Below are 26,153 nucleotides of genomic sequence, written 5' to 3' on the forward strand. Positions count from 1 at the left end.
CGTATCAAGGAAGCGAAGTGGCCGGGCTCGGTTGCACGTTGCCATATCCTACCCTGGAGGATAGGATATGGCATGACAATACACAGCCCTCATCCCGATATCATCGCCCGGCTCAAGCGCGCGCACGGCCATCTTGCGGCCGTGCTCACCATGTTCGAGCAAGGCCGGTCCTGCCTCGACCTCGCGCAACAGCTTCACGCCGTCGAAAGCGCCGTCGGCAACGCCAAGCGGGAACTGATCCACGACCATATGGAACATTGCCTTGTCGAAGGCGGCGAGCCTACCAGGGACGCGCTCAAGGAGCTGAAGCAGCTCACCAAATATCTGTGAGGCATTCGATGTGGAGAAAAATTCCGGACTGGTTCGGCTTCGGCCCTCACAGATACGACCACGGCGGGCACGACCACGGCGGGCACGGCCATGACCATCACGGACCGCATGGGCATACACATGGCGTGATCGATGCGACGATCGCCACGACGGAGCGCGGCATCTGGGCGATCAAATGGTCGTTCGTCATCCTGGCCATGACGGCCGCGCTGCAGATCGCGGTTGTCGTCTTTTCAAGCAGCGTGGCGCTGCTCGCCGACACCATCCACAACGTCGCCGACGCCACCACGGCAATCCCGCTCTGGATCGCTTTCGTGCTGGCGCGCCGCAAGCCGACAAGAACCTTTACCTACGGCCTTGGCCGGGTCGAGGACCTTGCCGGCATAGTCATCGTGCTCATTATCCTGGCCAGCGCGCTGGTCGCCGGTTACGAGGCGATCAATCGCCTGTTCAATCCGCAGCCGGTCCAGTTCCTGGGCTGGCTTGCCGCGGCCGGCATCATCGGCTTCCTCGGTAATGAGGCGGTGGCGGTATTCCGCATCCGCGTCGGCCGTCAGATAAACAGCGCAGCCTTGATCGCCGACGGCTATCACGCCCGCACCGACGGGCTCACCAGCCTCGCCGTCGTTGCCGGCGCGCTCGGTGTCTGGTTCGGCTATCCGCTGGCGGACCCGATCGTCGGCCTTTTGATCACCGTCGCCATCTTCGGCATCGTCTGGCAATCGGCGCGCTCGGTGCTGACGCGCATGCTGGACGGCGTCGAGCCGGGTCTTGTCGATGAGGTTCATCACGCCGCCGAACATGTCGCCGGGATCGAAAGGGTGGTCGGCGCCAAGGCCCGCTGGCTCGGCCACAAGCTGCACGTCGATGTGGAGATCGCGGTGAATGACGGGCTGCTGCTTGCCGCTGCGAACAACATCGCCGCTTCGCTTAAGGCCGAGCTCTTCGCGCATATTCCCGCGCTCGACGTCGCCACCGTGCGCTTTGCCGAGCCGGAGGCGGAGGGCGGCCACCATCACGCGCCGGATCCTTTCCTGGTGTCCGGCAAGCTCGCCAGCGGGCTGCTCGAAATCGTCGACACACCGCAGGGCGAGCGCATGCGGCTGCGCCTGTCGCGTCACGCCGAGGGCTTGCAGGCCGGCGTTGCCATTGAGCGGCCGGGAGGCATCGAGCGGCTGGTGCTGTCTCCGGTCGGCGGCGACCATCACTATCTGCAAAGCCTGGTCGCTCCGGCCGAACCGCACGAATTCAGCGCCAGGCTGCAACTGGCGGCTGGTTCCGACAGCGAGGACCTGCCCTTCATGATGGCCGAGCCGGCGGGCCATCATCACGAGCACGCGCACGGCTGAGACAGGCGCTCTTTTGAATGCTGGCGCGGGATTTACGAAATGGTGACGGCTCAGCTCATCTCGCGCTGATTAGCGCCGTGCCGGCGATCGCGAGCAGGGCGCCGGCCCAGGCGGCTGCGGTCGGCCGCTGACCGCTGCGCAGCCACACCATCGGCAGGATGATCACCGGCGTCATCGAGGACAGCGTCGAGATGATCCCGACATTGCCGGTGCGCAGCGCGGCCATCAGGCAGGACATGCCGAGCGAGGTGCCGACGAAGGCGGAAAGCACCGCAAGCCCGACCGTACCGAACTGGACGGCTTCCCGCTTGCCCCTGCCGAATGGCGTTGCAGCGAGCGCGATGAACAGGATCACGGCGAGGCCCGAGCGCAGCGCCATTGCGCTGAACGGTTCGACGCCGGCGGCCATGGCCGGCCGCGCCAGAAGGGTGCCGATCGCCTGGCCGAGCGCCGTCGTGACGCCGAGCGCGATGCCTGGTCCCATGCGGCCGGTGAGCGGCGGCCCGGGCGCGGTGCTGACCGGCACGGTGGAAGGGGTGACGACCGGCATCGCCGGCGCCAGGTCGCCGCGCTTGAGGAAGCGCCGCGGCATGCCGATGGCAAGCACGATGCCGGCCAGCACCAGCGCCACGCCCAGCGCCTGCCAGCGGCTGATGGTTTCACCGAGCACGAGATAGCCGAGCGCGAGCGCGAAAGGCGAGGTGAGCGAGAACAGCAGCGCCGTGATGCGCGGGCCGACCGAATAGATGGTGGCGAAATAGGTCGTGCTGGCGATGCTGATGCCGGCGAAGCTCGATCCGGCAAGCAGCCAGAACTCCCTCGGTCCGATCGTGTGCCAGCCGCCGATCGCCAACGACACCGAGCCGGTCATCACGAAGGTTGCGAGCATCTGCCAGCGGGCAAGCTGGAGGAGGGGAACGCGGCCCTTGAGCTCGCTCAGGAACATGGAGCTCAGCGCGCTGCATATAGCGGCGGTGACGGCGAAGGCTTCGGGGGCGGACATGGCTGCTGGCGGCTGCGAATCCGGAGGCCGGACAATTGCCGATGCTTACGCCAGCACGCCGCGATGCGCTAGTCGGACTGGCGACGGCACGCCGCAGGCGTGGGCGCGGATACAGAGATGCCAAGGTTGGTCGAGGACAATGGCAGGCATTGCCCGGCCACGGCAGCGACGGGACGAGTGCCCGTCGCTTCCATGGCATCATTCCGGCATAGGGGTGCTACAAGCGCTCTATTGCATGGCTGCGGGGTTCATCCACAGGAACTCCCAGACATTGCCGTCCGGATCTTCTATGTGGCGGTTGAACATGAAACCGAGATCCTGCACCGGGTTGGGATCGGCGCGGCCGCCGGCCGCAACGCCTTTGTCGATTACCGCATTGACCGCGTCCTTGCTGTCGACGGTCAGCGCGATCAGCATCTGGCTCTCGCGCTTGGCGTCGCCGATCGGCCGGGCCGTGAACTGGCTGTAGTGTTGGTGCGTCAGCAACATGACCCCGATCGATTCGGAGAACATGATCGAGCTGGCCTGGTCATTCGAGAACTGCGGGTTGAGCGTGCCGCCGATCGCGAGATAAAACGTCGTCGCTGCCTGCAGATTGCGCACCGGCAGATTGAGGAAGAGCATCTGGGTCATCGGGTTGGACCTCCAGTTCATTGACGGGTACTAGTCAGTCTAGTACTGTGGCGATGACTATCATGCGGGAACGGTACCGTCTAGTACCGATCGAGAGGCGCTATGGAAATTACCGTTGAGACCAGATCGGCCCGCAAGGATCGTGAGATCATCGAGGCGGCGACCGCCGCGTTCATCGCCAAGGGCTACGATGGGACCAGCATGGAGGAGATCGCCACCAGGGCGGGCGCTTCCAAGCAGACCGTCTACAAGCATTTCAAGGACAAGGAGACGCTTTTCAGTGAAGTTGTGGAGTCCACCGCTTCCCAGACCAACGACGTTGTCGAGTCCGTGACGATGCTGCTTTCCGAGGCGAAGTTCCTGGAGGGCGGCCTGCAGCAGCTTGCCCGGCGATTGACCACCACGCTGATGAACGACGAGTTGCTGAGGCTCCGGCGTCTGATTATCGCCAATGCCGATCGGATGCCGCAGCTTGGCCGCAGCTGGTACGACAAAGGCTTTGAGCGCATGCTTGTCTCGGTGGGGGCGTGCTTTCAAAAGCTCACCAGCCGAGGCCTGTTGCAAACCCCTGATCCCCGTTTGGCGGCCAGCCATTTCTTTGGGATGCTGCTTTGGATCCCGATGAACGAAGCCATGTTCACCGGAAGCAACCCGCGCTCGAAAGCCGACCTCGAGCGCCATGCCGATGCCTCGGTCGAAGCGTTCCTTGCCGCCTATGGGGTGCGCTCGAAGTAGTCGCGCTGCCCGGCGCGATCTGCGCAGCACAACGAGCCGCGTTACTTCGCTTGGTATCTCGACGCGGTCAGCCGGCCTGAGTCGGTTAAACAGCGCGTACCCGTCTCGCGCCGAAGATCGACCACGCAGCCGTCATCAGCGCCGCGGTCGTGGCCAGGACGACGGCCAGGCTCGGCAGATGGAAGAACATGTCCCGCCATCTGGGCTCGACGACCGCGCCGGTGCTGAAGGCCTCGCCGCTATACTGGCACAGGATCCAGGACGCGCCGCCGCGCACCATGTCGGCATCGATGTCTGAGATCAGCGCCTTGGCCTGACGCGTGGCCGCCGGCATCGTCGCCATGTAAGTGAGCAGCGCCTTGGCGGTGGCGAGATAGGCATGGCTGCATTCGTTGAAGGGGCTTTCCTCGTCGCCGAGGCTTCCCGGCATCAGGCCCCAGAGGCAGTAGGTGTATTGCAAATTGCCGTGATTGTAGAGCCGCCGGAAGGTCGGGTCGGTCACGGTCTGGCGCCGGGCAAGATCGATGATTTCACCACGGTAGCGCGCGATCACCGCCATCTGGCCATGCGTGAGGCTGGGGATCTGGATGCCCGGAGGAGGCGGGGCCGAGGATCCGCTATGCGCCTCGGCCGGAATGGCGATCAGAAGCGACTGCCAGATCGTCAAAAGGAAAACCGCCAGGGCAAACAGCCGTGGCGGCCGATGCATCGGAATTCAGGCGTAGCGGCGGGCAGGGCCGCGCTGGTCGCGCACCGCGACCACGCGCTCGGCAACCGCGCCGAAGCCGAGCCCGACGACGGTCCAGAGCACGAGCTGGATGCCGAGCGAGGCGACGCGGAACTGCCACAGCACCGTCGCCGAGAAGCTCTCCGGCACCTCATTGATGTCGGGAAGTGCTGCCTTCACCAGAGCGAAGACCACCAGGAAGGCGAGCCCTGCCACGATCGAAGCGTTCCAGGCGCCGAGCCGGTTCCACAGCCGCTGCGCCAGCCCGGCCGCCGCCACCATCGCCGCGATCGAGATCACGATCATGATGAAGAACAGTTCCGTGCGGTAGGCGATGGTCTCGGGGTTGCCGACGGCCGGCGGGTTCGCCGGATATTTGAGGCTGGGCACCACGATCACGGCCAGGAAGCCGAGCAGCGCCAGTAGCGCCGAGGTCCCGCGCGGCCCAAGCGAGCCCAGGCGGCCATAGGCATAGGCAAAGACCAGCGAGAACAGCCCGCCGAGCGCCGCGCCATAGACCAGCACGCCGGTAGCAAGGCCGATGCCGGCCTGCGTGGCGCGGCTGACCATCTCAGGCTCCGGCGCTTCGCCGGCGGCCTGGGCCTGCTGTTCCTCGAAGGCGATCGCCTTGTCGACCTGCGGCTCGCCATAGACGCGCGCGAAGGCAAACGCCAGAATCCCAGCGACCAACCCGACAAGCATGCCGCGCAGCAAAAGTTTTCCGACCATGTCAGCAGCCTTTCAAACAATCCGACCGAAAAACGCATAGCGATTTTCCGTCCGGAATTGCGTTAGACCAAACCTTAGGACGGTTCAGCGATGCCGAACCGCTTTAGTGGCAGGGGAAGCCGAGCAGGTGGCGGCCGTCATGCACGAATTCGTGCACCGCCGTGCCGCGGATCAGCGACGTCGCGCCTTCTTCCGCGCCGACGAAATAGATCATCAGCATCAGCATCAGGCCGGCGAAGATTGCCCAGGGCAGAAGCTCGCGGACCGGAATAGCAACCGGACCGTAGCTGGGGGCGAAGGTGGTGTCGGACATATTGACCTCCCGTGGGATACTGCGTCCCGTTGATCGAACAAATGCTGCGGAATAAGGCCTGACTTTCGGCTGGTGCCGATCACAGTGGCGCGACCGTGCCGGACTCGCACCGGCTTCCAATCCCGTATAGCGCTAAAACACTTGTCAGCACTTCGTTCGCCTGTCAACGACATGTAATGGCCAACAGGCTTCGCGCGGCCGAAATTTCACTGGACCACGGAGTTTTGGGATGCTCGCCCGCCTGACGATGATTGCAAGCGGTGCGACGCAGGCCACGCGCAAGGGTCGCTTTCCGAACGACGAGGCGCCGGAGCCGCGGGCTCTCGATCGCGCCGGCGCACTGGCCGCTTCGCTGCGCCGCGCCGACCGCGTCTGGACGAGCCCGGCGCTTGCCGCGCGGCAGACCGCTGAGGCACTCGGCCTTGACGCGACGGTCGAGCCGCTGCTTGGCGAGCAGGATTTCGGACGCTGGGCCGGCCTAAGCTTCGAGGAGGTGCAGGCCGAGGACCCGGAAGGCATGGCGGTCTGGTTCGCGGATGTGGACGCAGCACCCCATGGCGGTGAGTCGCTTGCCGCCGTCGCCCGGCGGGGTGCCGCGCTGATGGAACGCCTGGCCTCCGAGAGCGGCCACACCATCGCGCTCACCCATCCCGTGCCGATCCGCGCCGCCATCGTGCATGTGTTGGGCGCGCCGCTTTCCTCGGTCTGGAAGATCGACATCGAGCCGATGTCGCTCACCGAGTTCCGCGGCGACGGCCGCCGCTGGGTGCTGCACGCCAGCGGGGTCGTTGTTGGCACGAAATAGCGCTGGGAACCGCCCACCTGCCGACCGGCGGCAGCAGGCCAGGCCGAGCTTCGCCGTTTCAGTGATCGCTAACGGAACGGAAACGCCTCGCGGCTATTATACTGGTTCGTGGCAAGGAGGACTTTGCCTGAGGAGCCCGCCGGATATGGCCGACTATCCCGAGACCGAGCGTCGTCTTCATGCGCGCGAATTCGTGCTCAAGGAAGCCACGATCATTGCCGCCGGCGTCAGGATCGGCTGCTCGGTCAGGAACCAGCACGAGCAGGGCGCCGAATTGCGCGTCGGCGCCGATGTGGAGATACCGGACCGCTTCCTGCTCGAGGTTCCGGCCGACGATATGGTCTATCGCGCTTTGGTGCGGTGGCGGCGCAACGACCGCGTCGGCGTGGCGCTCTACAGCAACGCGCCGAAGGACTGACGCGCGGCCGTCTCACCAATTCGTCACTTGATCCTGCCCCAGGCGACGTGCAACCCGATACACATGGAACGCTACCGGGCCGAGCGCGTTCATTGCCGGATCAACAGGTATTTGCGAATGAGCAGGACAGCTGTTTGGGTGGCGCTGATCGCCATCGTTCTCGTGGGCCTTTACCTGTTGCAGGCCAATGGCATGATCAGATTTTAGCAGCGCCGCGCGACCGTCGCAGGATCAACAGCAGCGGTTCGCGCCGCAGCAAGGCTGGCTTGCCGCCGCCTGTTGCTTGAGCCAGCGGTCACGCGGCTTGCAGCTTGACGGTCGTGGCGACAGCTCGACCTCGACGGCCCCGCCGACAAGGCTCGGCTGGGCTGCCCGGTGCAGTTCCATCGGGCGCACGCCGTCGCTGACCTCGAAGGTCAGCTTCGCAGCCTGATCGAGCGCGACATGGTCCGCCACCTTGCGGATGATCGCTGCGAACTTGCCGGCCGGCATGTGGACCGGCCCGCCTTCGTCCACGTCCCATAGCTGGACGAAGATTTCCGACCATGATTCCGGATTCGCCTCGCAATCCAGCGCCGAGAACTGTCCCGCTTTCACCTCGGTGACATGGTAGCCCGGCTTTACCGGCCGCCCGTCATAGCGGAACACCAGCGGCCTGTCCTTGTGATCGGCCAGTGCCATCAGCAGGTCGCCGATGGTCAGGTCGGATGGATCCGTCGGAGCGACGTTTTTCCGATTGTCAGAAGAGAGCATGTCGGCTATTCCTCATTTCAATATTTCAAGGATTATTGAAACGTGGATGAACGTCAAGCCCTGATCGCCTTTGGCGCGCTGTCGCAGGAAACGCGCCTGCGCCTGCTGCGCCTGCTGGTCGTTGCCGGACCGGAAGGTATTGCCGCCGGTTCGCTCGCCGAAAAAGTCGAGGTCTCGCCTTCCAATGTCAGCTTCCACCTCAAGGAACTGGAGCGTGCCGGCCTCGTGACCGCGCGACGTGATGCCCGCTCGATCGTCTACAGCGCCGAATACGACGCGCTGTCCGGGCTGATCCGTTTCCTCATGGAGGATTGCTGCTCGGGTCGCCCGGAAATCTGCGCACCGGCGCTTGCCGCCCCTTGCTGCCGGCCGGGCGAGAGGAGCCGGCAATGACCGCCGCACCCGTTGCCCGGCCGAAGGCCAGCCGATGAATGCCTTCGATCTCTCGCGCCGGTTCGTGGCTGAAGCGCTGGGCACCGGCTTGCTGGTGGCGACAGTCGTCGGCTCCGGTATCATGGCCGAGACCCTGACGCATGACACGGCGCTGGCGCTGCTTGGCAACACGTTGGCAACCGGCGCTATGCTGGTGGTGTTGATCACCATCCTCGGGCCGATCTCCGGCGCGCATTTCAATCCGGCCGTTTCGCTGGTGCTCTGCCTCAACCGGTCGCTGCCAGCCCGCGATCTTCCCGCCTATCTCGTCGCGCAGCTCGCCGGCGGCATTGCCGGCACGATCGCTGCGCATCTCATGTTCGCCCTGCCGATGCTGGAGGTCGCAACGAAGATGCGCGCCGGGCCGGCACAATGGTTCTCCGAAGGTGTCGCGACATTTGGGCTGGTCGCCACCATCCTTGCCGGACTGCGCTTCGATCTCAAGGCCGTGCCCTGGCTAGTCGGCCTCTACATTACCGCCGCCTACTGGTTCACCGCTTCGACGTCCTTCGCCAATCCGGCCGTCGCCCTGGCGCGTTCGCTGACCAACACGTTTTCCGGCATCAGGCCGCTCGATCTGCCCGGCTTCGTCGTCGCCGAACTGCTCGGCGCCTTGATCGCGCTGGCGCTGATGGGTTGGCTGCTGCGGCCCAGGATCATCCAGCAACCTTCGAAAGCAGAGCCATGACGGTCACCATCTATCACAACCCTGACTGCGGCACCTCCCGCAACACGCTCGCCATGATCCGCGCCAGCGGCGAAGACCCCGTCGTGATCGAATATCTGAAGACGCCGCCGGACCGCGAAAGGCTGCTCGAACTGATCGGCGCGATGGGCATAACTCCGCGCGAACTGTTGCGGGAGAAGGGAACGCCTTACGCCGCGCTCGGCCTTGCCGACCCGAAATGGAGCGACGACGAGCTGGTCGATTTCATGCACGCCCATCCGATCCTCATCAATCGACCCATCGTCGAGACGCCGAAGGGCACAAAACTCTGCCGGCCGTCGGAGGCGGTGCTCCCGCTGCTCGACAATCCGGTGCGCGAATTCGTCAAGGAGGATGGCGAGAAGGTCTACACGCCAGCTACCTGAAAACAGGGCTAGGGCGTTAGATGCTTCATGAAATAGATCGAGGCTCTTGGCTTGCCGAACGGGTCGACGAAATGATGCGGCACGACGCCGACTTCCCGCCAATTCATCCGCCGATAGAGCCGCTCGCTCGCTCCGCCTTCGGCGGTGTCGAGAAGGAGCAGGGAGCGCGTTCTCTTCCTTGCCTCGTCTTCGACGGATGCCATGAGCGCGGAACCGATGCCTTGCCGTTGAAAATCTCGATGCACGAGAAGCATGTAGACCTCCGCCCGGTGCAGCGCATTCGGCTCCGGCGACAGATAGAGCTGAACGGTGCCGACCAGCTTGTCCTCGAGATAGGCGCAGATGAGCAGGCGCTCTCCTTCCGCCACGGAGCTGAAGACCTCTTGCCAATAGGACTGCGCCTGTTCGGCGCTGAACGGCAGGACGAAGCCGACAAGCGCCCCGTCCTCGATGCTCTGCATCAATATCTCGGCGAGGGAGCCGATCTGGGCCTTTGCCTCTGCCTCGTCGATCACCGCGATACGCATGTGTTCTCCCATTTGAGCTCGACAGATAATGGGCTTTGAGCGATCCGTGAAGGCCGAAGCGCCTGTTTCGACTGCGCGCAATCGCCATGTCCTCGTTTCCGCCCTCGGCATCACGCAGATTCTCGCCTGGGGATCGTCCTACTACCTGCCCGCCGTGCTTGCCGCGCCGATTGCCAGGGATACCGGCTGGTCGCTCGCCTCCGTCGTTGCCGGCCTATCCTGCGGGCTCCTGCTTGCCGGACTTGCGTCTCCCTTCACCGGGCGGCTGATCCAGCGCCATGGCGGCCGGCCGGTGCTTGCCGCGAGCTCGTTGCTGCTGGCGGCCGCGCATTTGTTGCTGGCGACGGCAACCGCTTATCCCGTTTACCTGATTGCCTGGCTGCTCATGGGGCTGGGCATGTCGAGCGGCCTCTACGATGCCGGCTTCGCCACGCTGGGTCGGCTCTATGGACAGGGCGCGCGTGGCGCCATCACCAACCTGACGCTGTTCGGCGGCTTCGCCAGCACCGTCTGCTGGCCGCTCAGCGCCTTCCTTGTCGAGCATGGCGGCTGGCGCATCGCCTGCCTTGCCTATGCCGCGATCCATCTGGCGATCTGCCTGCCGCTCCATCTCTGGATGATACCGGCGCCCCCGGCCGCCGCGCCCGCGCCGATGAAAGACAGGCCGAACGAGGCCTCGGCTTCGGGCAGGACGCGGGCACGCTTCATTCTCCTGGCTTCGATCCAGACATTGGCCGCGATCATCGCCTCGATGCTTTCCGTCCACCTGCTGACGCTGCTGCAATTGCGCGGCGTGGGCCTGGCAGCCGCCGTCGGCCTCGGCGCCTTGGTCGGCCCGTCACAGGTCGGCGCGCGCGTGGCGGAACTGCTCATCGGCCGCAACCGGCATCATCCGATCTGGACAATGCTGACATCCGTATCGCTGCTTGCCGCCGGCATCTGGCTGCTCCTGGCGAGCCAGACATTCGTTGCTCTCGCGTTGATCCTCTATGGCGCGGGCAACGGCATCCATACGATCGCGCGCGGCGCGCTGCCGCTGGTGCTGTTCGATCCACACCAATACGCCGCGCTGATGGGCAAGCTCGCAACGCCGAGCCTGATCGCCCAGGCGGCGGCGCCCTCGATCGGAGCGCTGCTTTTGGGCGCGGGCGGCGGCAATCTCGTCCTGATCGCGCTCGCGGCTGCCGCCACCGTCAATGTGGGGCTCTGTGCCGGTCTGATGGCGGCAGTGCGCCGATGACCAAGTCCGCCTGCCCACCCGCCGGCGCCCCGTTGAGCGCGGGCGGATGCAGCCCGCGGGGCTGGCAAGACGCCACGACACAGAAATGCTCGGTGGTTTCCACCAAGCCGGACGGCAAGAAAATTGACCGATGCCGGGACGAAAGCCTACACGTCCCAGGCCAATGCCGAAAAGGCGCTGAAGCTGCTCAAAGACTGCAAAGTAAGCTTGCCGCTTTGAAAACTTTCTCCCGCTCCGGCTTGCCGGAGCGGGCTTTTCTCCGCCGGGATCGCTTCGGCAAGATATCATCGACGCACGGTCGGCCGGGGCCCATCGGCTCCGCCTACTTGTCCGCCGCCAGCGTCTCGTTGAGCACGGCGGCCAGGTGCAGGCCGCCGAGCGCGAGCTGCTCGACCGCCACCGGTGAGAACTGGTCGAAATAGGCCTGGTCAAGGATCACCGCGTGCGGATTGTCGGACTTGATCGTCGTGCCCTTGGGCAGCGCGCGATAGGCGTCTTCCGCTTTCTCATGGCATTCGGTCAGCCATTTCTCCGGCGTCTGGTCGGCCACCGGCATGGCGGGCAGATGCGGGATCACATCGGTTTCGAGGTCGAGCGCGACCTTGCCCCAGTCGTAGTATTTGAACAGGATGAGGCTTGAATCCCACACCGCGTGGAACGTCGTAAGGTCGCGGTAGGTCGAGCCGTCCGGCTTCGGCCGGTAAACGTTGAAACTCACCGTCAGCGTGTTGCCGCCCTGGTCGCCCTGGCTGCCGTCCAGGCGCTCGACGCAATGCAGCGGCTGCGACAGATCGCCGGCCAGATGGATGACGAAGGCCAACGCCTGCCAGCGCTCCTCGTCGCTCTTTGCCGGATCGGCCAGGATCTTCTCCTGCGCCGGCAGCGCCCGCATCAGGCAGAAGCCGAAACTCGTATTGTCCTTGCAGTCGCGCGCCGGATCATAGGCGGTGGCGCTGGCGCTCGCGTCGCCGGGTTTGGAGGCCAGCGGAATGTCGATGAAATGCCAGTTCGACGTCTCCTTGTGATTGTCGGCGCGATAGTCGTCGGCCCAGCTTGCCACCGAGGCCAGCGAGACGGTGGCCGGCGGCTTGAGCTTCAGGTGCGAGCGCAAAAGCTGCTCGATGACGTCATAGGCGTTCTGGCTGAGCCTGTGCTGCGCGATCTCGGCGATCACCGCATGCCCCTCCTGGCCCCAGGCCAGCGCCTGGCCGCAAATCGCCAGGCTCGTCGACATTGCCGCCAGGGAAAATGCCGCCGCAGCTTTCCACCGCATCGCCTTGCCTCCTCCAGGGTTCGATCCGTGAAGTACAATAGAGGCCTGTGACACGGACATGAACAATCTCACGGACGCAAGATTTTGCGACGCAGGAGGCAATCTGCTTTGACGCTCGTCAGGCGCCAAAATGTGCCGCGTAGCGCAAAAAACGACCCGGCAAATTGCCGGGCCGGTCTTCTGAACACTCACGATCGCGAAGCTTCGTCAGTCGCGATGCTCCGGCATCGCCTTGAGTTGATCCTTCGTCCAGCTTGTGACGGCATGCACGTCGCCGTCCTCGTCGCGCATGAAATCGAGTTGGCTGGCGGTGACGGCCACCGGCTTGGCGCCGATGCCGAGGAAGCCGCCGACATCGATGACGACCTGGCTGCCGTGCAGGTGGTCGACCGAGCCGATCTTCTCGTCATCCGGGCCGTAGATGGTGGCGCCTTCGAGGATGTCGGGCGTGAGCTCTGCGTTGGTCAGTCTTACGTGGCTGGTGTGGTCCATGGCGCATCTCCTGTGGTTGTACAGGGATGAACCTCTTTTCGGGCTCCGGGTTCCGGCGACGGAGCGAAAAGCGGGGCGCTGCTCAGCGAAGCGCCGCCCAGCCTGTCACGAGGATGAGGACAAGCGTGACCAGCGCTCCGGAGACATAGAGGATCGTCCTGACGCTGCCCCCCTTGGCCGCGTTCCCGCCGCGCAGGTAGATGATCATGTGGACGAGGCGTATCGCCACGTGCGCCCAGACCAGCACGGCCAGCGTCAGCGGCCCGACGCCGACCATCATCGCCAGCACCACGGGCACGACAAAGGGGGCCAGCGCCTCGACCGAGTTCATGTGGACGCGGTCGATCCTGTAGAGCGGGTTGTCGTCATCCGCCGGGATCACCGGTCCCGAAAGCTTGCCCGCAAATCCCTTGGACGAGCCGGAATGGACCGCCAGCGCCACCGACAGGAGACAGAGCGCAAGCACGCCGAGGGTGCTCAACCAATAGGCTTCCATTCTTTGCGCTCCTCGATCGCTGCCGTGCGGGCCATACCCCTCGAGCACGGCGCTGCCGTCACCCCGCCCGGAGAAAAAGCGCCTGGAACCGCTGCAGGTAGAGCGGCCAGCCCTGGTCGCTGTCGACCCCGCCGCGCACGCTTTCCCAGCCCTGGCCGTGGCGCTCGATATGGCGGTGCTCGATTTCGACCCGGGTGCGGTTTTCCGCCTCGGCGGTGAAGCGGACCTCCCACTCGCTTGTCCTGGCGAGGTCGGTCTCGATCTGCCAGCGCGGGTTGATGTCCCAGCTCAGAAGCAGCCGGTTGGGCGGCTCGTAGGCCAGCACGCGGGCGAAGCGGCATTCGCTACCGTCGACGCCGCGGTCGTAGACGTGGCCGCCGACGCGCGGCTCGAAGATCGTTTCCGCGATCGGGACGGCAAGCAGATTGTGCTCGCGCGGCTTGAAGCTGCCGAAATCCTCGGTGAACACCTTGAAGGCGCGCGCGATCGGCGCCTCGACGACGACCGAATGTTTTACGGGAGCAGGCGCCGGTTGCTTGATCATGTCTCGTCCTTTGTCGGTTGCTCGACGGTCAGCTTGTATGCGGCGAGCGTCTTCATCCAGAACTGGTCGATCTCCGCGCGAAACGCCGCGAGCCCATCCGGATCGATCCGGTAGATGCGCTCCTTGCCCGAGCGCGTTTCGGCCACCAGTCCGGCATCCTTGAGAACCTTCAGGTGCTGCGAGACCGCCGGCCGCGTCACGGGCAACGCACTAGCCAGCCCGCTGACCGAACTGGGTCGGTTGACCAGCAGTTCAAAGATCGTGCGCCGTGTCGGATCGCCGAGTGCTGCCCAGTATTTCGCGTTAGTGGCCACTAACGCGAAGCTAAGGCGCGATGATTGTCCTGTCAACCCGGATTGGGAGCGCACGCGCGTAGCCGCCAAGGAAGTGCCCGGGGCATGCCAGTCGTTCTGATCCTGGAACGCAGCCGCGATCAGCTGCGCCGTTTCGCCTTGAGATTACGCGCCGCCTGCTCGATCGCCGCGCGGTCGTTGCCCAGCCTGTCGAGCAGTTCCTGCGCCTCGTCGCCCGAGATGCCGGTGCGCATGGCAAGCGCTTCCACCGTCAGCACGTCCGCGCTGTCGATCTCGCGCGTTTCGGGCAGCGCATCGTCCGCCGTCATCGGCAACGCCGCCTCGCGGTCGATCTCCATCTCGGCCTGCTGCCAATGCCGTTCGTGATTGCCGAGGATGCCGCCCTCGCGTTGAAAGATCTCATAGGCGCGCTGCCTGATCTTCTCGGTCCGATCGTCGTCCATCACCGTTCCTCCTTGCGTGTCACAAGAACGCAGGACAGGGCGGAACGATCCACGTCGTTCTCGAAGTGATCGACCGGCGCAATCCAGGCCTCCATCGCGCGACTCGCGCGAAGGGTTACGGCCCGTAAATGGCCACCGGCTTGCCGAACATGCCGGGCTCCGGTTTCACGCCCAGCCCCGGCCGCTGCGGCACGGCGATGTGACCTTGCTTGATGACGACCGGGTGCTTCTGGTCGAAATGCCCCTTGATATATTCCTGGGCGATCCAGGCACCTTCCATGCGGCGCGGCTCCGCCGTGGCAGCCAGATGCACGCAGGCCGCCGCGATGATGTCGCCGCCCCAGGCGTCGTCGCAGCTGTGCGGTAGCGAGCGGATGGCGCAAAGATCGCGCACCGTGGTCATCTTGGTGAGCCCGCCAAGGCGCGTGACCTTGAAGCCGAAACCGTCTGCAATGCCGAGCGAGATCGCCCGCAGCACCGCGTTCTGATCCTCGGTGCTCTCGTCGAGATAGACCGGATGCGTCACGCGGCCCTTCAGCGTCGCGATCTCGTCCATCGTGTTGCAGGGCTGCTCGAAGACGAACGGGACTTCCTGGCAGAGCCGGTCGAGATGGATCGCGGCGGCGACCGTCAGGCCCCGGTTGCCGTCGACGGCGATGCGCGCTCTGTAGCCGACCGCTTCCCAGACCTTGTGGACGACGGCCACGTCCTCTTCGAGATTGCGCCCGCCGATCTTCACCTGCAGGCGCGGATAGCCGGCCTTCACCTTGTCGGCGGCGATTTTTGCCGTCTCGTCCGGCGGGCCGACGATCAGCGAATAATAGGTGGGCACGCGGTCGGTCAGCGCGCCGCCCAGAAGCGTCGAGACCGGCACGCCGAGCTTCTGGCCGAGCAGGTCGAGGAAGGCCATGTCGAAGGCGGCCTTGGCATAGCCGTGGCCGTTGAGCCGCTCGTCCATCTGCTTCGCCAGCAGCCTGATTGAGGCGATCTCCAAGCCGATAAGGCCGGGCGCGATTTCGGCGATCGCGGCGCGGGCGCCGAGCGCATGATGCGGCTGGTAGACCGGGCCGATCGGGCAGGTCTCGCCCCAGCCGGCGAAACCGTCATCGGTGACGATTTCGACCAGCGTCGAGTCCAGCGCCTCGACATCGGCGCTGGCCATGCGGTAGACGCCGTTCTTGACCGGCAGTTGTGCCGAATAGACGTTGATCCGATCGATGCGCATACCCGGCTCCCATCAAGGAATGCATGGACGACGGGGCCTCAAGCGGGCCCGTCTTACATCCGCGCCCTGGCCGAGGTCGGATCGTAGGGCGAATCCGCCACGACCTCCGCGACCTTCCAGTCGCCGAGGATCGCGACATCGAGCTTCGTACCGGGTTTCGAAAAACGCTCCGGCAGCAGCGCCAGCGCCACGTCATGCCCCAGCGCATAGCCATAGCCGCCGGACGTGATGCGGCCGACCAGTTTGCCGTCGCTGTAGAGCCCCTCATTGGCGAACGTGCTGGCGCCGTCGGTGTCGATCCTGAGCGTGACCGACCGGCGCTGGTCGTTGCGCTCCTTGTATTTCAGAACCGCGTCGCGCCCGACGAAGTCGCCCTTGTCGAGGCGGATGAAGCGCTCCAGCCCGCTCTCCAGCGCGTTGAGCTCCGGGTTCATGTCGCGATACATGGCACGATAGGATTTTTCGAGCCGAAGCGACTCCAGCGCGTGCAGCCCGACCAGCCGCATGCCGTGCTTCTCGCCCTGCTTCAGGATCGCATCCAGCAACTGCCGCTGATAGGGCAGGGGGTGGTAGAGCTCCCAGCCGAGCTCGCCTTCATAATTGACGCGCAGCAGCCGCACGTCGCTGGCCAGAGCCACGCTGCCGGTCTTCACGCCGAACCAGGGGAAGCTCTCGTTCGAAAGGTCGATCTCGGTCAGCGGCTGCAGCACTTCGCGCGCCTTGGGGCCAACGACGGTGAAACACCCGCGATCGTTGGTGACGTTCTTCAGGGATACGCCGCCGTCGGCCGGCAGCAGTCTGGAAAGATCGTCGAAATTCCAGCGCTCGGCGCGCGGCGTCGAGATCAGGTAGAACAGGTCCTCGTTGAGACGCGCCACCATATATTCCGCCTGAACGCCGCCGCTCGCCGTGAGCTGATGCGCCAGCGTCACCTTGCCGACCGCGGGAAGGCGGTTGGCGATGATCCTGTCCAGCCAGGCGGTCGCGCCTGGTCCCGACACCTCGAACTTGGTCATCGGCGTCATCTCGACCAGGCCGACGGCATTGCGCACGGCGAGCACCTCCTCGCCGACAAGGTTCCCCTTCTGCGTCCAGCGCCAGCTGTACTGGTCCTTGGCCTCGACGCCGTCACGCGCGAACCAGTTCGGCATCTCCCAGCCGTTGAGCACGCCCCAGACGGCGCCCAGCTCGGTCAACCTGTCGTATGACGGCGCGGTCTTCTGCGGTCGCCCGGCGGGCATGTCCTGCCCGGGATATTTCTGCTCCGCATGCGTGCCCCAGGCCTCGCGCACCTTCTCGCGTGTCCAGGCCTTGTTGGCGTAGTCGCCGAAGCGGCGCGGGTCGAGGTCGGAGACATCGAGGCTGTTGCCGCCCTCGACGATCCGCTCCGACAGGTAATAGCCGATCGTGCCGCCCCACAGGATGCCGCCCGGCACGCCTTCGGCCAGCCACACATTGGGCAATCCCCAGGCCGGCCCCATCAGAGGCAATTCGTCCGCCGTCATCTGGAAAGGGCCGCGCACATTGGCCTTGATGCCGACGCGCCCGAGCGCCGGGACCAGTTGCAGTGCCTGTTCCCAGTTCCACGACACCGCCTCGAAATCCTCTTCCAGCAGATCGGCGCCGAACCAGGAGGGCACGCCGTCCTCGGCGAACAACTTGAGGTGCTCGGTGCGTTCGTAGGGTCCGAACATCAGCCCGTCGCCTTCCTCGCGCAGATATCCCTCAAAACCCTCGTCGCGCAGGATCGGCATTTCGGGCCGGCCAGCGCGCTTGCGCTCCACCACCTCGGGCACCGCTTCGGTGATCCAGTACTGGTGCAGGATCGGGATCGCCGGGATGTCGAGGCCGAGCAGCGCGCCGGTCTGGCGCGCGTAATTACCGGTGGCGCAGATTACATGCTCGCAGGTGATGTCGCCCTGGCTCGTCTGCACCAGCCACTCGCCGCCCGGCGTCCGCTTGAAGCCCGTCACCTCGGTGTTGAGATAGACTTTTGCGCCAAGATCCCGCGCGCCCTTGGCCATTGCATTGGTCACGTCGGCCGGCGCGATATGGCCGTCATCGGGATGGTAGAGCGCGCCAAGCATCTCTTTGTTGTCGAGCAGCGGCCAGAGTTTTCGCGCTTCGTCGGGCGTCAGCAATTGCGCCCGCATGCCCTGCACCTCGGCGACGCTCATATAGCTCTTGTATTCGTCGAGCCGGTCGCGCGAATTGGCGATGCGCAACTGCCCGCATTTATGCCAGCCGACCGGCTGCCCGGTCTCGGCCTCGAGACCTTCATAGATCTCGATCGTCTTGTTGATCATGCGCCCGACATTGATGCTGCGGGCGTAGGACGGAATCAGCCCCGCTGCGTGCCAGGTCGAGCCGGCGGTCAGCTGCGTGCGCTCGAGCAGCGCCACGTCGGTCCAGCCGCGCTTGGCCAGCCCATAAAGGATACCCGCGCCGACGCAGCCGCCGCCTACGATCACCACCCGCGCATGTGTCTGCATCAAATCACCAATCCGACCGTATTGAGAAAACCGCGGTCGAAGCTACAGGCGGCGAAAGGCCGTGTAACGTCTTCAAAAATTAGGGATGACAATAAATTGGGCTTATGCAGCCGCCCTATGCAAGACCATGACCTGACGGTGCCTTACTGAGCCTGCCCGTCCTGCGCCGTCTCGTCCTTGAAGTCGACTTTGGTGCCCGGCTTGACCATGGCGGCGAGGTCTTCGGCGTCCCAGTTGGTCAGCCGGATGCAGCCATGCGAAAAGGTCGTGCCGATCTTGCCGGGATCGGGCGTGCCATGGATGCCATAGCTGTCGATCGAGAGGTCGATCCAGACTGATCCCACCGGATTGTTCGGCCCCTTGGCGATGGTGAAAGGCCGCTTGCTCTTGACGCCCTTGAAGGCGAATTTCGGATTGTAGTGATAGGTCGGATTGCGCACCACGCGCCTGACCTCCGCCGCGCCGCTCGGCGCCGGCTTTTCCTCGCTGCCGATCGAGGCGGGATAGACCGCGAGCGCTTTGCCTGACGCATCGAGCGCGCGCACCTGGCGGGTGCCCTTGTCGACCTCGACGCTGGCGACGGCCGCGGGGGGACGGCCGCGGCCGACATCAGGCACCACCAGCGTGGTGTCGGCCTTCCTGAAACCGGTTTTGGGATTGAGCAGCCTCAGCAATTGTTCGCTGACATGGAAGCGCTCCGCCAGTTTTTCCCGCGCGTTGCGATAGCCGAGCCGCTTCAGATCCGCCATCCGCTCCATGCGGGCGGGGATGCGCCTGGTGAATGGCCCGCGCACATCCTTGGCCGTGACCTGGTAGTTTGTCAGCACCGGACCGGCGAAAGTCGCCGCCAACTTGTCCCAGGTCTCCCGCGTGAGCTTGCCGTCGGAGGGCAGTCCGTTCGCCGCCTGGAAGGCCGCGACGGCCTTGGAAAAACTGTTGGAAAGGCGGCCGTCGATCAGGCCGGGGGAGAAGCGGGCGCGGTCGAGCAGGATCTGCGCCCTGAGCAGCATCGGATCGGCGCCTTTCGGCTCGCTTTCGCTGAATTGCGCCTGGTTGACGGCGGCGACGTCGAGCTTGGCTGCCAGCGTCCCGCCGCACGCAAGCGCGAGCGCCAATGCAACGACAACAAGCAGCCTGACCATCGGTGTCACTCCAGGATCGCGACAAGAGCCTGTCTCTATGACGCGGCACGGCCGATGTAGTTCCCGTCGCAGGGAACCGCACGAAGATCATCACGAGCGTGCGCTTTCTCCCATAGATGTTTGAATTTTAAGCTGGAAACCAGTTCCCATGAACGCAAAGAACTGGCATTATCGCGCCAGGGCCTGCGCATTTTTCTGATTCCATGGCCCCTCGTGCTGGTAACCGACGGCTCCCCTACGCCCCCCGCCCATGCCGTCGGTTGCCCTGTTGGCGTCTTCCCGTCTGAGCCCCGTCAACGGTGGCTGGTCATCGGCTTGAATTGAGCTTCTGGATACGCCCCTTATCCAGCCGGAATACGCCGTCCGTGCCGCCTTGCAGCTCGAAATCGGTTTGCAGCTCATCCCATGTGCCGAGGTATCTGCCGCACTCGGCGCAACGGATCGCCGTTTCGGGTTGAGCATCGGCTGGAATTTGCAAACGGATGGTGCCGCAAAACGGGCATTCCAGTTTGTGGTCCAGATACTCGCCAGCCATGGTTACGCAGCATTGCGCAATCGGCGTGCCGGCGCAAGTCGGCGGGTGTCGGCAGAGGCTGACGCGCCAATTTCATGCGTTCGGCGCGCAAATCAATGCCGTCATGCCGGTCAATCGCCGACCCGCGCGGATGCTTCCGCGATTGCCCGCTCCAGTTCGGCGGGCTCGTATGGCTTCCGCAGGGTGAGTTCGTTTTCGAACGCGCTGGTCAGGCCAGGGGAACCGTAGCCGCTGGCAAACAGGAAAGGGATGCCGCGCCGCCGCAGGATTTCGGCCACCGGGAAGGATGTCGCGCCTGCGAGGTTTATGTCGAGAATGGCAAAGTCCAGATCCGCGTGCTCGGCGAACTTCACGGCCTCGGCCACTTGGGCAAAAGTGCCGGCTACTTGATGCCCCATTTCGGACAGCAGGTCCTCAAGCAGCATGGCGACGAGGAACTCATCCTCGACGATCAGAATCCGCCTTGCGCTCGGTTTCCTCACCCCGCTCTCCAAGCAATTGGTGCCCGGCAGGCAGGGGTGCCACGATCGTGCACACAAGGCCGGTGGACGCGTAATTAACGCCCACGTCGCCTCCAAGTTCCGATGCCAGCGCGCGCTCGATCAGGCGCGAGCCAAAGCCCTTGCGTTTCGGTCTCTCAACCTCAGGACCGCCCGTCTCTTCCCAGTGCAGGACGAGCCGGCGATCGCCCTCGGCGCCCTCGATCCGCCAAACGATAACCACGTGGCCGTCTTTGGACGACAGCGCACCATATTTGGCGGCGTTGGTGCTGAGTTCGTGCAGCGCCATGGAAATTGCCAGCGACGCGCTTGGCGTGAGCCGGACGTCTGGCCCTTCGATCCGGAAGCGGTTTTCTCCGCCGCCATGCGGCTTGACCGTGTCGGCAATGATGTCGCCCAGATTGGCGCTCTGCCAGCTTTCGCGCGTCAATACGTCGTGCGCATTCGCAAGGTTGAGCAGCCGAGAGCTGAATGCTTCGCGCGCTTCGTCCAACGACGACGCGTGATTCAGCGTCTGGGAGGCGATGGACTGGATCACCGCCATCGTGTTCTTGACGCGGTGGTTGAGCTCGGCCATCAACGTCTTCTTGTGTTGGTCGGCGCGGCGGCGCTCGGTCATGTCGCGCGCGATTGTGGATGCACCTATGGTCTTGCCGGCTGCGTCTTTTATCGGGGATACGGTCAGCGAAACCCAGACGACGCTTCCATCCTTGCGCTGGCGACGCGTTTCGTAATGGTGGATATGCTCGCCTCGCTGGAGGCGGCCCAGAATATCCTCCTCCTCCTCGCGGCGATCCGGCGGCGCCAGCGTCATGATGGACTTGCCGACGATCTCTTCGGGTTCGTAGCCGAACAATCGCCGGGCGCCTTCGTTCCAGCTGGTTATGGTGCCGTCGAGGGTTTTGCTGATGATCGCGTCGTCGGAGGATTCGACGATCGAGGCAAGCTGTTTTGCCACGTCCTCGGCGTGTTGTTTAGCCACGCCCTCGGCACGTTTGCGCTCGGTGATGTCCTCGATGGCGAGCAGGATCAGTTCGTCGCGGCCGCCGCCCTGACCGAGCCTGCGGGCATTGAGCAGCATGTGGCGCCGGCCGATATCACCAAAGCCGTGTTCGACCTCATAGTCGGCGACTTCCCGGTTCTTCGCCAGGACTTCTTCGAGAAGCGTGCGCAGGATGGGAATGTCCCACTGTCCGTTGCCAAGGTCGTAAAGCAGGATGCCCACGGTTTCCTTCGCCGTGACCTTGAACAGATCGTAGAAGGCCGGATTGGCGGACTGGATACGCAACTTGCCGTCGAGGACGAGGAGCGGCTGGCGCACGGCCCCGACAATGGTCTCGGCGTATACTCTGGCCTCGTTGACCGCCATCGCGGCCGCCCGCCGCTCGGTGATGTCGTTGAAAGTGACGACGACGCCGGCAATGCGGTTGTCGCGCGTGCGGTAGGGCAGCATGCGCCGCTGGTACCATCGTCCAGCGTCGCTCGGGACCTCGGCCTCGATGGTGATGAGCCTCTTCAGCACCGTCTCGGCATCCTGCAAGAGATTGTCGTCCGAGAATTTGCGCGCGAAGTGGGCGATCGGCCGGCCGATGTCGGACGCCACCAGATCGAACAGTTCCTTCGTCGCCGGCGCGAACCACTTGATGGCGAGCTTGTCGTCCAGGAACAGTGTCGCGGTTTCCGACCCCGCCAGCAGATTGTTCAGGTCGTTTGTCTTCCATTCCAGCTCCGCGATCTTGTGCTGGAGCTGGCTGTTGACGGTGTTCAGTTCCTCGTTGAAGGACTGCATCTCCTCCTTGGAAGTCTCCAGCTCCTCATTGGTGGACTGAAGTTCCTCGTTCATCGAGGTCGCTTCCTCGTTCGACGCCTTCAGCTCCTCATTGGCGGTCTCCAGATGCTCGATCGTGTTGCGCAACTCGGTGCGCATCGAAGCGAGCTCTTCCTGTAGCGCATGGTCGCCTGCTTTGATCTCCCGTGCATCCTTACGGCGAGCGGGTTGCTTCGGTTTGGCAATCGGCAGCCCCGGGGCGAAACTTACCAGGATGAATTTACTCCCCTGCGGCGAGGCTGGCAGCGGCACCACGGTCATGGTGACGTCTCGCGACGATCCGCTCTGATGCACGCGCCCATGAACCACAACGCTCTTGTCGCCTCTGGTGGCGTCGCGTATCGCCCCGCGAAGCTTCAGGCTCAGTCCATCGCGGGCCATCGCCAAAAGGTCCCTGGTGGGCTCGCCCGGCGGCTGTTCCAGAAAGTCGCGCGTCGTTCCATGGAAGTAGACCACGCGCCCCCTCTGGTCGAGAAGCACGGAAGCCGGGGCATAGCGCTCCAGCAAGGCGCGGCGCGCTATGTCGGCGACCGGTGTCGAGCCTGCTTCCTGTGGCGCGGTCAGTGGCTCGCCCGCCGTTTCTGTCGCGGGCGAACCACGCAGCGGTCGATAGTCGACAAGGTCGTGCCTTGTCGGTCCGATCCGCCGGTATATCCGCCATTTCTTCGATACGGTTTCGAAAAGGTCGTCATGCCGCCCGATCGTCTCGGCATTGCCGAGAAACAGATGCCCATCCGGACGAAGGGCGAAATGACATTGGGCGATGATACGCTGCTGTGCTTCCGGGACGAGATAGATCAGGAAATTACGGCACGAGACGATGTCGAGCCGCGAGAACGGCGGGTCGCGCAAAAAATTATGCTGCGCGAACACCACCATGTCGCGAAGTTCTTTGCTGACCTGGAAAGAGCTGTCGATCCTTTCGAAGAAGCGGCGGACCCGTTCCGGCGGGAAATCGGCCAGCGCGGCCGCCGGGTAGATGCCGTCGCGCGCCTTGCGCAGATTGTCTTCCTGGGCATCCGTGGCGAAAACCTTGACGTCGAAGCGTTTCCCGGCGGCTTCGGCGTGCTCGGTTATCAACATGGCGATCGAATAGGTCTCTTCCCCGGTGGCGCAGGCGGGTACCCAGATCCGTACCGGTCGGCCGTTTTCGCGCTCGGCGACGAGGGGCGCGATCACCAGCTCGCCAAGCGCCCGCCATGCCTCGGGATCGCGGAAGAACCCGGTGACGCTGATCATCAGGTCCGCGACAAGGGTGGCCACCTCCTCGGGATTGGCATGCAGTTCTTTCAGGTAGTCGGCGAGCGTCTCGATGTTCCTCAGCCCCATGCGGTGGTGGATGCGCCGTCTGAGCGTGTTGCGCCTGTAGTAGCCGAAATCGTGCCCGTCGCGGGAGCGCACGATATCGAGGACCTGATCGATCGTCGCTTCGCCCAGCGGCGAGACGGACTCGGCCCGATCAGAGGCCGCGACGTAGTCGTGATGGATATAGGCGAGCAGGGTTTCCGGCATCCTCTCCGGCGCCAGCACATGGTCGGCGAGACCGGCGGCGATCGCGCTCCTCGGCATGCCGTCGAACTTTGCCGTTTCCGGCGCCTGCACCAGGCTCATGCCGCCCTCGGCCCTGATCTCTTTCAAGCCCTCGGTGCCGTTGCTTCCTGTGCCCGAAAACACGATGGCGACCGAGCGCTCGCGCTGCTCCGTCGCAATCGAGGCAAACAGGACATCGACCGGGTGCCGCTGGCCGCGCGGCTCCGACGGTTGGGAAACTTCCAGCCTGCCGCCGTTCAGTTTGATCTCGGTAGCGGGGGCGATGACGTAGACATGGTCGGACAGGAGTTGCATGCCGTCCTCAACCTGCGCCACCGGCATTTTGGTATGAGCGCGCAGGATGCGGGCCATCTCGCTTTCCCGTTTCGGGTCGAGATGCAGCACCACGACAAACGCGCAGCCGCTGTCGGCCGGCATCGCGTCGAAGAAACTGCTCAAGGCCTCGATGCCGCCCGCCGAAGCGCCGATGCCGACGACCGGAATAGCCTTGTCTGAAACCCTGTCGGCGGCCTCCTGCATGGCGGCATCGCCTGGCTTCGCCTTCAGGTCGCGGCGCGAGCGGTTTCCTGGTTTGTCTGGTCGCTTTGCCATGGGCGCCCTCACGATGCGACTGCATCATATAACGACGATCGCCACGTTCCCTAAAAAACGCGTCAAACGCTATAGGGGACGCCATTTATCGCATCAAGATCATTGAGTTCCGCTCGGTGACTTCAGCCGGCTCGATCTCCGAAAACAGCCAGTCGCGAAACGCCTTCACCTTGCGCTGGCGGATCGCTTCCGGCGGATAGACCAGATAGAAGCTGGAAACCGCCTTCAGCGCATGGTCGAACGGCCGCACCAGCCGGCCAGTGGCAAGGTCGGCCGATACCAGCATGGTCCGGCCGAGCACCACGCCTTCGCCCTGCACCGCCGATTCCACGGCGAAGGTGGCGGAATCGAAGGTGAGCCCGCTGTTCGGGTCGACGCCTTCGACGCCGGCGCTGGCCAGCCACGCCGCCCAGTCGATGCGGTAGCCGTCGCGGATCAGCGTGTGGTGCTTGAGGTCCTGCGGCGTCCTGAGCGGATGCGGCCCCTTCAGAAGCTTCGGGCTGCAGACGGGAAACACTTCCTCGCCGGTGAGGAATTCGGAAGTGAGCCCATGATAGTGGCCGCCGCCATAGCGGATGGCGACGTCGATGCCGTCGCCTCGGAAATTGGTCAGCTTGCCGGTGGTCGAGACGCGCACGTCGATGTCGCCATGCGCGCGGTGAAAACGGTATAGCCTCGGCACCAGCCATTTTCCGGCGAAGCCGTCCGAAGTGCTGACGTTCAGCGTCGAGCCGGAATGGCGCGAGGTCGCTGTTTGCGTCGCCAGCGCCAACTGGTCGAGCGCCTCGCGCACGGCAGCCGCATAAGGCTCGCCGACCGGGGTGAGCCGCACCGAGCGCGTCGCGCGCTCGAACAGCTGCACGCCGAGCTGGTCCTCCAGATGTTTTATCGCCCGGCTGATCGCGCCATGGGTGAGGTTGAGTTCGTCGGCGGCCCTTGAAAAATTCAAATGCCGTGCAGCGGCCTCGAAGGCCGGCAAGGCGTTGAGCGGTGGCAGTCTGCGGGCCATGACGACAAAGCCATTTGTGAGTTATGGTAACAAATACTTGCCAAACTTTGGTTTGTCCGTCGAGCTTTTTCCAGCCAAAAATCCTCACAGAATTTGTGATCAACGCTCACTTAAGATCAAACCTGCGAGGACAATATGGCCACCGTTCATCCCTTCCTCTGGTTCAACCTCGATGCTGAAGCCGCGCGTGATTTTTATCTCTCGGTCTTCAAGAACGGCCGGGCGCTGCAGACCATCGAGTTCACCGATAAGCCGCACGCGATCTTCGACTTCGAGCTCGAAGGCCAGCGTTTCACCGCGCTCAACGCCGGCGGCGTGCCGCCCTTCAACGAGCGGATTTCGCTCTACATCGAGACCGAGGACCAGGCCGAGACCGACTACTTCTGGAACGCGCTGACCGCCGGCGGCGGCTCGGAACAGCCTTGCGGCTGGCTGAAGGACAAGTTCGGCGTCTACTGGCAGGTCATTCCCGAACCGGCGCTGCGCCTGATGAACGACCCCGACCGCGTCAAGGCCGACCGGGCGCGGCAGGCCATGTATTCGATGAAGAGGATCATCCTCGCCGACATCGAAGCGGCCCATGCCGGTCGCGCCTGAACTAACCATTCCACAACTGAAGACGGAGAAGACCC

Annotated in this window: 30 protein-coding genes and 1 riboswitch; of the genes, 10 read left to right on the forward strand and 20 right to left on the reverse strand. The window is 64.3% G+C overall.

Features of this window, described 5'->3' with window-relative positions; genetic code table 11:
* Positions 1-72: 72 nt before the first annotated feature.
* A complete protein-coding gene (locus tag RFM52_RS08795) occupies positions 73-330 on the forward strand; it encodes a metal-sensing transcriptional repressor (RefSeq protein WP_320296169.1) in 258 nt (85 codons plus the stop codon).
* 8 nt (positions 331-338) lie between these two features.
* Positions 339-1,679: a cation diffusion facilitator family transporter gene (locus RFM52_RS08800; RefSeq protein WP_320296168.1), complete on the forward strand. Its 1,341-nt coding sequence runs from the start codon at positions 339-341 to the stop codon at positions 1,677-1,679.
* 55 nt (positions 1,680-1,734) lie between these two features.
* On the opposite strand, the gene RFM52_RS08805 is transcribed toward RFM52_RS08800, so the two are convergent.
* The gene (locus RFM52_RS08805) at positions 1,735-2,682 is read right to left on the reverse strand and encodes a DMT family transporter (protein WP_320296167.1); all 948 of its coding nucleotides are present in this window, start codon (positions 2,680-2,682) and stop codon (positions 1,735-1,737) included.
* Between the two features lie 228 nt (positions 2,683-2,910).
* The gene (locus tag RFM52_RS08810) at positions 2,911-3,315 is read right to left on the reverse strand and encodes a VOC family protein (protein ID WP_320296166.1); all 405 of its coding nucleotides are present in this window, start codon (positions 3,313-3,315) and stop codon (positions 2,911-2,913) included.
* A 102-nt stretch (positions 3,316-3,417) separates the two neighbouring features.
* Between RFM52_RS08810 and RFM52_RS08815 the strand changes: the two genes are divergently transcribed.
* Positions 3,418-4,050, forward strand: coding sequence for a TetR/AcrR family transcriptional regulator (locus RFM52_RS08815; protein ID WP_320296165.1), 633 nt, complete (start codon positions 3,418-3,420; stop codon positions 4,048-4,050).
* 85 nt (positions 4,051-4,135) lie between these two features.
* Here the strand turns inward: RFM52_RS08815 and RFM52_RS08820 are convergent, their stop codons facing one another.
* The 3 genes from RFM52_RS08820 to RFM52_RS08830 all read right to left on the reverse strand — a co-directional run bounded on the left by RFM52_RS08820 (position 4,136) and on the right by RFM52_RS08830 (position 5,819).
* The gene (locus RFM52_RS08820; protein WP_320296164.1) at positions 4,136-4,759 is read right to left on the reverse strand and encodes a hypothetical protein; all 624 of its coding nucleotides are present in this window, start codon (positions 4,757-4,759) and stop codon (positions 4,136-4,138) included.
* Positions 4,760-4,765: 6 nt separating this feature from the next.
* A complete protein-coding gene (locus tag RFM52_RS08825; RefSeq protein WP_320296163.1) occupies positions 4,766-5,506 on the reverse strand; it encodes a CbtA family protein in 741 nt (246 codons plus the stop codon).
* 103 nt (positions 5,507-5,609) lie between these two features.
* Positions 5,610-5,819 carry a CbtB domain-containing protein gene (locus RFM52_RS08830; RefSeq protein WP_112100494.1) on the reverse strand — a complete coding sequence of 70 codons (210 nt, stop codon included), beginning with the start codon at positions 5,817-5,819 and terminating at the stop codon, positions 5,610-5,612.
* Positions 5,819-5,964: riboswitch (adenosylcobalamin (AdoCbl) riboswitch) on the reverse strand. Its footprint overlaps the gene before it by 1 nt.
* Positions 5,965-6,048: 84 nt before the next feature.
* Between RFM52_RS08830 and RFM52_RS08835 the strand changes: the two genes are divergently transcribed.
* Complete coding sequence (locus RFM52_RS08835) at positions 6,049-6,624, forward strand: histidine phosphatase family protein (RefSeq protein WP_320296162.1); 576 nt, start codon at positions 6,049-6,051, stop codon at positions 6,622-6,624.
* A 145-nt stretch (positions 6,625-6,769) separates the two neighbouring features.
* Complete coding sequence (locus RFM52_RS08840; RefSeq protein WP_320296161.1) at positions 6,770-7,042, forward strand: PilZ domain-containing protein; 273 nt, start codon at positions 6,770-6,772, stop codon at positions 7,040-7,042.
* A 231-nt stretch (positions 7,043-7,273) separates the two neighbouring features.
* Here the strand turns inward: RFM52_RS08840 and RFM52_RS08845 are convergent, their stop codons facing one another.
* Entirely contained in the window at positions 7,274-7,795 is a 522-nt protein-coding gene (locus RFM52_RS08845) for a DUF6428 family protein (protein ID WP_320296160.1), read from the reverse strand.
* 42 nt (positions 7,796-7,837) lie between these two features.
* Between RFM52_RS08845 and RFM52_RS08850 the strand changes: the two genes are divergently transcribed.
* The 3 genes from RFM52_RS08850 to arsC are packed head-to-tail and all read left to right on the forward strand — an operon-like array spanning position 7,838 to position 9,319.
* The gene (locus tag RFM52_RS08850; RefSeq protein WP_320296159.1) at positions 7,838-8,188 is read left to right on the forward strand and encodes an ArsR/SmtB family transcription factor; all 351 of its coding nucleotides are present in this window, start codon (positions 7,838-7,840) and stop codon (positions 8,186-8,188) included.
* Positions 8,189-8,222: 34 nt separating this feature from the next.
* Positions 8,223-8,915: an MIP/aquaporin family protein gene (locus tag RFM52_RS08855; protein WP_320296158.1), complete on the forward strand. Its 693-nt coding sequence runs from the start codon at positions 8,223-8,225 to the stop codon at positions 8,913-8,915.
* Entirely contained in the window at positions 8,912-9,319 is a 408-nt protein-coding gene (arsC, locus tag RFM52_RS08860; RefSeq protein ID WP_320296157.1) for an arsenate reductase (glutaredoxin), read from the forward strand. The genes RFM52_RS08855 and arsC overlap by 4 nt, the downstream gene beginning before the upstream one ends.
* 8 nt (positions 9,320-9,327) lie before the next feature.
* Here the strand turns inward: arsC and RFM52_RS08865 are convergent, their stop codons facing one another.
* Positions 9,328-9,846, reverse strand: a complete 519-nt coding sequence (locus tag RFM52_RS08865; RefSeq protein WP_320296156.1) for a GNAT family N-acetyltransferase — start codon at positions 9,844-9,846, stop codon at positions 9,328-9,330.
* A 46-nt stretch (positions 9,847-9,892) separates the two neighbouring features.
* Here RFM52_RS08865 and RFM52_RS08870 point away from each other — a divergent pair, with 46 nt between their 5' ends.
* Positions 9,893-11,086 carry an MFS transporter gene (locus tag RFM52_RS08870; protein WP_320296155.1) on the forward strand — a complete coding sequence of 398 codons (1,194 nt, stop codon included), beginning with the start codon at positions 9,893-9,895 and terminating at the stop codon, positions 11,084-11,086.
* 322 nt (positions 11,087-11,408) lie between these two features.
* Here RFM52_RS08870 and RFM52_RS08875 read toward each other — a convergent pair whose 3' ends face one another.
* The 13 genes from RFM52_RS08875 to RFM52_RS08935 all read right to left on the reverse strand — a co-directional run bounded on the left by RFM52_RS08875 (position 11,409) and on the right by RFM52_RS08935 (position 25,521).
* Positions 11,409-12,359 carry a S1/P1 nuclease gene (locus tag RFM52_RS08875; RefSeq protein WP_320296154.1) on the reverse strand — a complete coding sequence of 317 codons (951 nt, stop codon included), beginning with the start codon at positions 12,357-12,359 and terminating at the stop codon, positions 11,409-11,411.
* Positions 12,360-12,566: 207 nt separating this feature from the next.
* A complete protein-coding gene (locus RFM52_RS08880) occupies positions 12,567-12,851 on the reverse strand; it encodes a hypothetical protein (protein WP_040980340.1) in 285 nt (94 codons plus the stop codon).
* An 82-nt stretch (positions 12,852-12,933) separates the two neighbouring features.
* The gene (locus RFM52_RS08885) at positions 12,934-13,347 is read right to left on the reverse strand and encodes an MAPEG family protein (protein ID WP_320296153.1); all 414 of its coding nucleotides are present in this window, start codon (positions 13,345-13,347) and stop codon (positions 12,934-12,936) included.
* 58 nt (positions 13,348-13,405) lie between these two features.
* Positions 13,406-13,891 (reverse strand): SRPBCC family protein, encoded by a 486-nt coding sequence (locus RFM52_RS08890; RefSeq protein WP_320296152.1) that lies wholly within the window; start codon positions 13,889-13,891, stop codon positions 13,406-13,408.
* A complete protein-coding gene (locus tag RFM52_RS08895; RefSeq protein WP_320296395.1) occupies positions 13,888-14,205 on the reverse strand; it encodes an ArsR/SmtB family transcription factor in 318 nt (105 codons plus the stop codon). The genes RFM52_RS08890 and RFM52_RS08895 overlap by 4 nt, the downstream gene beginning before the upstream one ends.
* Before the next feature lie 119 nt (positions 14,206-14,324).
* Positions 14,325-14,648 carry a DUF2934 domain-containing protein gene (locus RFM52_RS08900; RefSeq protein WP_320296151.1) on the reverse strand — a complete coding sequence of 108 codons (324 nt, stop codon included), beginning with the start codon at positions 14,646-14,648 and terminating at the stop codon, positions 14,325-14,327.
* Between the two features lie 115 nt (positions 14,649-14,763).
* A complete protein-coding gene (locus RFM52_RS08905) occupies positions 14,764-15,873 on the reverse strand; it encodes a mandelate racemase/muconate lactonizing enzyme family protein (RefSeq protein WP_320296150.1) in 1,110 nt (369 codons plus the stop codon).
* Between the two features lie 53 nt (positions 15,874-15,926).
* On the reverse strand, positions 15,927-18,365 hold the full coding sequence (locus RFM52_RS08910) for a GcvT family protein (RefSeq protein ID WP_320296149.1): 2,439 nt from the start codon (positions 18,363-18,365) through the stop codon (positions 15,927-15,929).
* Between the two features lie 143 nt (positions 18,366-18,508).
* Complete coding sequence (locus RFM52_RS08915) at positions 18,509-19,507, reverse strand: L,D-transpeptidase family protein (protein ID WP_320296148.1); 999 nt, start codon at positions 19,505-19,507, stop codon at positions 18,509-18,511.
* Positions 19,508-19,814: 307 nt separating this feature from the next.
* A complete protein-coding gene (locus RFM52_RS08920; RefSeq protein WP_320296147.1) occupies positions 19,815-20,042 on the reverse strand; it encodes a hypothetical protein in 228 nt (75 codons plus the stop codon).
* A gap of 110 nt (positions 20,043-20,152) precedes the next feature.
* Positions 20,153-20,524 carry a response regulator gene (locus RFM52_RS08925; RefSeq protein WP_320296146.1) on the reverse strand — a complete coding sequence of 124 codons (372 nt, stop codon included), beginning with the start codon at positions 20,522-20,524 and terminating at the stop codon, positions 20,153-20,155.
* On the reverse strand, positions 20,481-24,512 hold the full coding sequence (locus tag RFM52_RS08930) for a chemotaxis protein CheB (protein WP_320296145.1): 4,032 nt from the start codon (positions 24,510-24,512) through the stop codon (positions 20,481-20,483). Before RFM52_RS08930 ends, RFM52_RS08925 begins: the two co-directional genes overlap by 44 nt.
* Before the next feature lie 85 nt (positions 24,513-24,597).
* Complete coding sequence (locus RFM52_RS08935) at positions 24,598-25,521, reverse strand: transcriptional regulator GcvA (protein WP_320296144.1); 924 nt, start codon at positions 25,519-25,521, stop codon at positions 24,598-24,600.
* A gap of 135 nt (positions 25,522-25,656) precedes the next feature.
* Between RFM52_RS08935 and RFM52_RS08940 the strand changes: the two genes are divergently transcribed.
* Positions 25,657-26,118, forward strand: coding sequence for a VOC family protein (locus RFM52_RS08940; RefSeq protein ID WP_320296143.1), 462 nt, complete (start codon positions 25,657-25,659; stop codon positions 26,116-26,118).
* Positions 26,119-26,153: the final 35 nt, after the last annotated feature.

Origin of the sequence: Mesorhizobium humile, assembly GCF_033977215.1 — a bacterium.
In the GTDB taxonomy this organism is placed as follows: Bacteria; Pseudomonadota; Alphaproteobacteria; order Rhizobiales; family Rhizobiaceae; genus Mesorhizobium; species Mesorhizobium humile.

Coding starts and splice junctions, on each gene's coding strand:
- RFM52_RS08795 (WP_320296169.1), top strand. CDS start 73: ATGACAATACACAGCCCTCATCCCGATATCATCGCCCGGCTCAAGCGC.
- RFM52_RS08800 (WP_320296168.1), top strand. CDS start 339: ATGTGGAGAAAAATTCCGGACTGGTTCGGCTTCGGCCCTCACAGATAC.
- RFM52_RS08805 (WP_320296167.1), bottom strand. CDS start 2,682: ATGTCCGCCCCCGAAGCCTTCGCCGTCACCGCCGCTATATGCAGCGCG.
- RFM52_RS08810 (WP_320296166.1), bottom strand. CDS start 3,315: ATGACCCAGATGCTCTTCCTCAATCTGCCGGTGCGCAATCTGCAGGCA.
- RFM52_RS08815 (WP_320296165.1), top strand. CDS start 3,418: ATGGAAATTACCGTTGAGACCAGATCGGCCCGCAAGGATCGTGAGATC.
- RFM52_RS08820 (WP_320296164.1), bottom strand. CDS start 4,759: ATGCATCGGCCGCCACGGCTGTTTGCCCTGGCGGTTTTCCTTTTGACG.
- RFM52_RS08825 (WP_320296163.1), bottom strand. CDS start 5,506: ATGGTCGGAAAACTTTTGCTGCGCGGCATGCTTGTCGGGTTGGTCGCT.
- RFM52_RS08830 (WP_112100494.1), bottom strand. CDS start 5,819: ATGTCCGACACCACCTTCGCCCCCAGCTACGGTCCGGTTGCTATTCCG.
- RFM52_RS08835 (WP_320296162.1), top strand. CDS start 6,049: ATGCTCGCCCGCCTGACGATGATTGCAAGCGGTGCGACGCAGGCCACG.
- RFM52_RS08840 (WP_320296161.1), top strand. CDS start 6,770: ATGGCCGACTATCCCGAGACCGAGCGTCGTCTTCATGCGCGCGAATTC.
- RFM52_RS08845 (WP_320296160.1), bottom strand. CDS start 7,795: ATGCTCTCTTCTGACAATCGGAAAAACGTCGCTCCGACGGATCCATCC.
- RFM52_RS08855 (WP_320296158.1), top strand. CDS start 8,223: ATGAATGCCTTCGATCTCTCGCGCCGGTTCGTGGCTGAAGCGCTGGGC.
- arsC (WP_320296157.1), top strand. CDS start 8,912: ATGACGGTCACCATCTATCACAACCCTGACTGCGGCACCTCCCGCAAC.
- RFM52_RS08865 (WP_320296156.1), bottom strand. CDS start 9,846: ATGCGTATCGCGGTGATCGACGAGGCAGAGGCAAAGGCCCAGATCGGC.
- RFM52_RS08875 (WP_320296154.1), bottom strand. CDS start 12,359: ATGCGGTGGAAAGCTGCGGCGGCATTTTCCCTGGCGGCAATGTCGACG.
- RFM52_RS08880 (WP_040980340.1), bottom strand. CDS start 12,851: ATGGACCACACCAGCCACGTAAGACTGACCAACGCAGAGCTCACGCCC.
- RFM52_RS08885 (WP_320296153.1), bottom strand. CDS start 13,347: ATGGAAGCCTATTGGTTGAGCACCCTCGGCGTGCTTGCGCTCTGTCTC.
- RFM52_RS08890 (WP_320296152.1), bottom strand. CDS start 13,891: ATGATCAAGCAACCGGCGCCTGCTCCCGTAAAACATTCGGTCGTCGTC.
- RFM52_RS08900 (WP_320296151.1), bottom strand. CDS start 14,648: ATGGACGACGATCGGACCGAGAAGATCAGGCAGCGCGCCTATGAGATC.
- RFM52_RS08905 (WP_320296150.1), bottom strand. CDS start 15,873: ATGCGCATCGATCGGATCAACGTCTATTCGGCACAACTGCCGGTCAAG.
- RFM52_RS08910 (WP_320296149.1), bottom strand. CDS start 18,365: ATGCAGACACATGCGCGGGTGGTGATCGTAGGCGGCGGCTGCGTCGGC.
- RFM52_RS08915 (WP_320296148.1), bottom strand. CDS start 19,507: ATGGTCAGGCTGCTTGTTGTCGTTGCATTGGCGCTCGCGCTTGCGTGC.
- RFM52_RS08920 (WP_320296147.1), bottom strand. CDS start 20,042: ATGGCTGGCGAGTATCTGGACCACAAACTGGAATGCCCGTTTTGCGGC.
- RFM52_RS08930 (WP_320296145.1), bottom strand. CDS start 24,512: ATGGCAAAGCGACCAGACAAACCAGGAAACCGCTCGCGCCGCGACCTG.
- RFM52_RS08935 (WP_320296144.1), bottom strand. CDS start 25,521: ATGGCCCGCAGACTGCCACCGCTCAACGCCTTGCCGGCCTTCGAGGCC.
- RFM52_RS08940 (WP_320296143.1), top strand. CDS start 25,657: ATGGCCACCGTTCATCCCTTCCTCTGGTTCAACCTCGATGCTGAAGCC.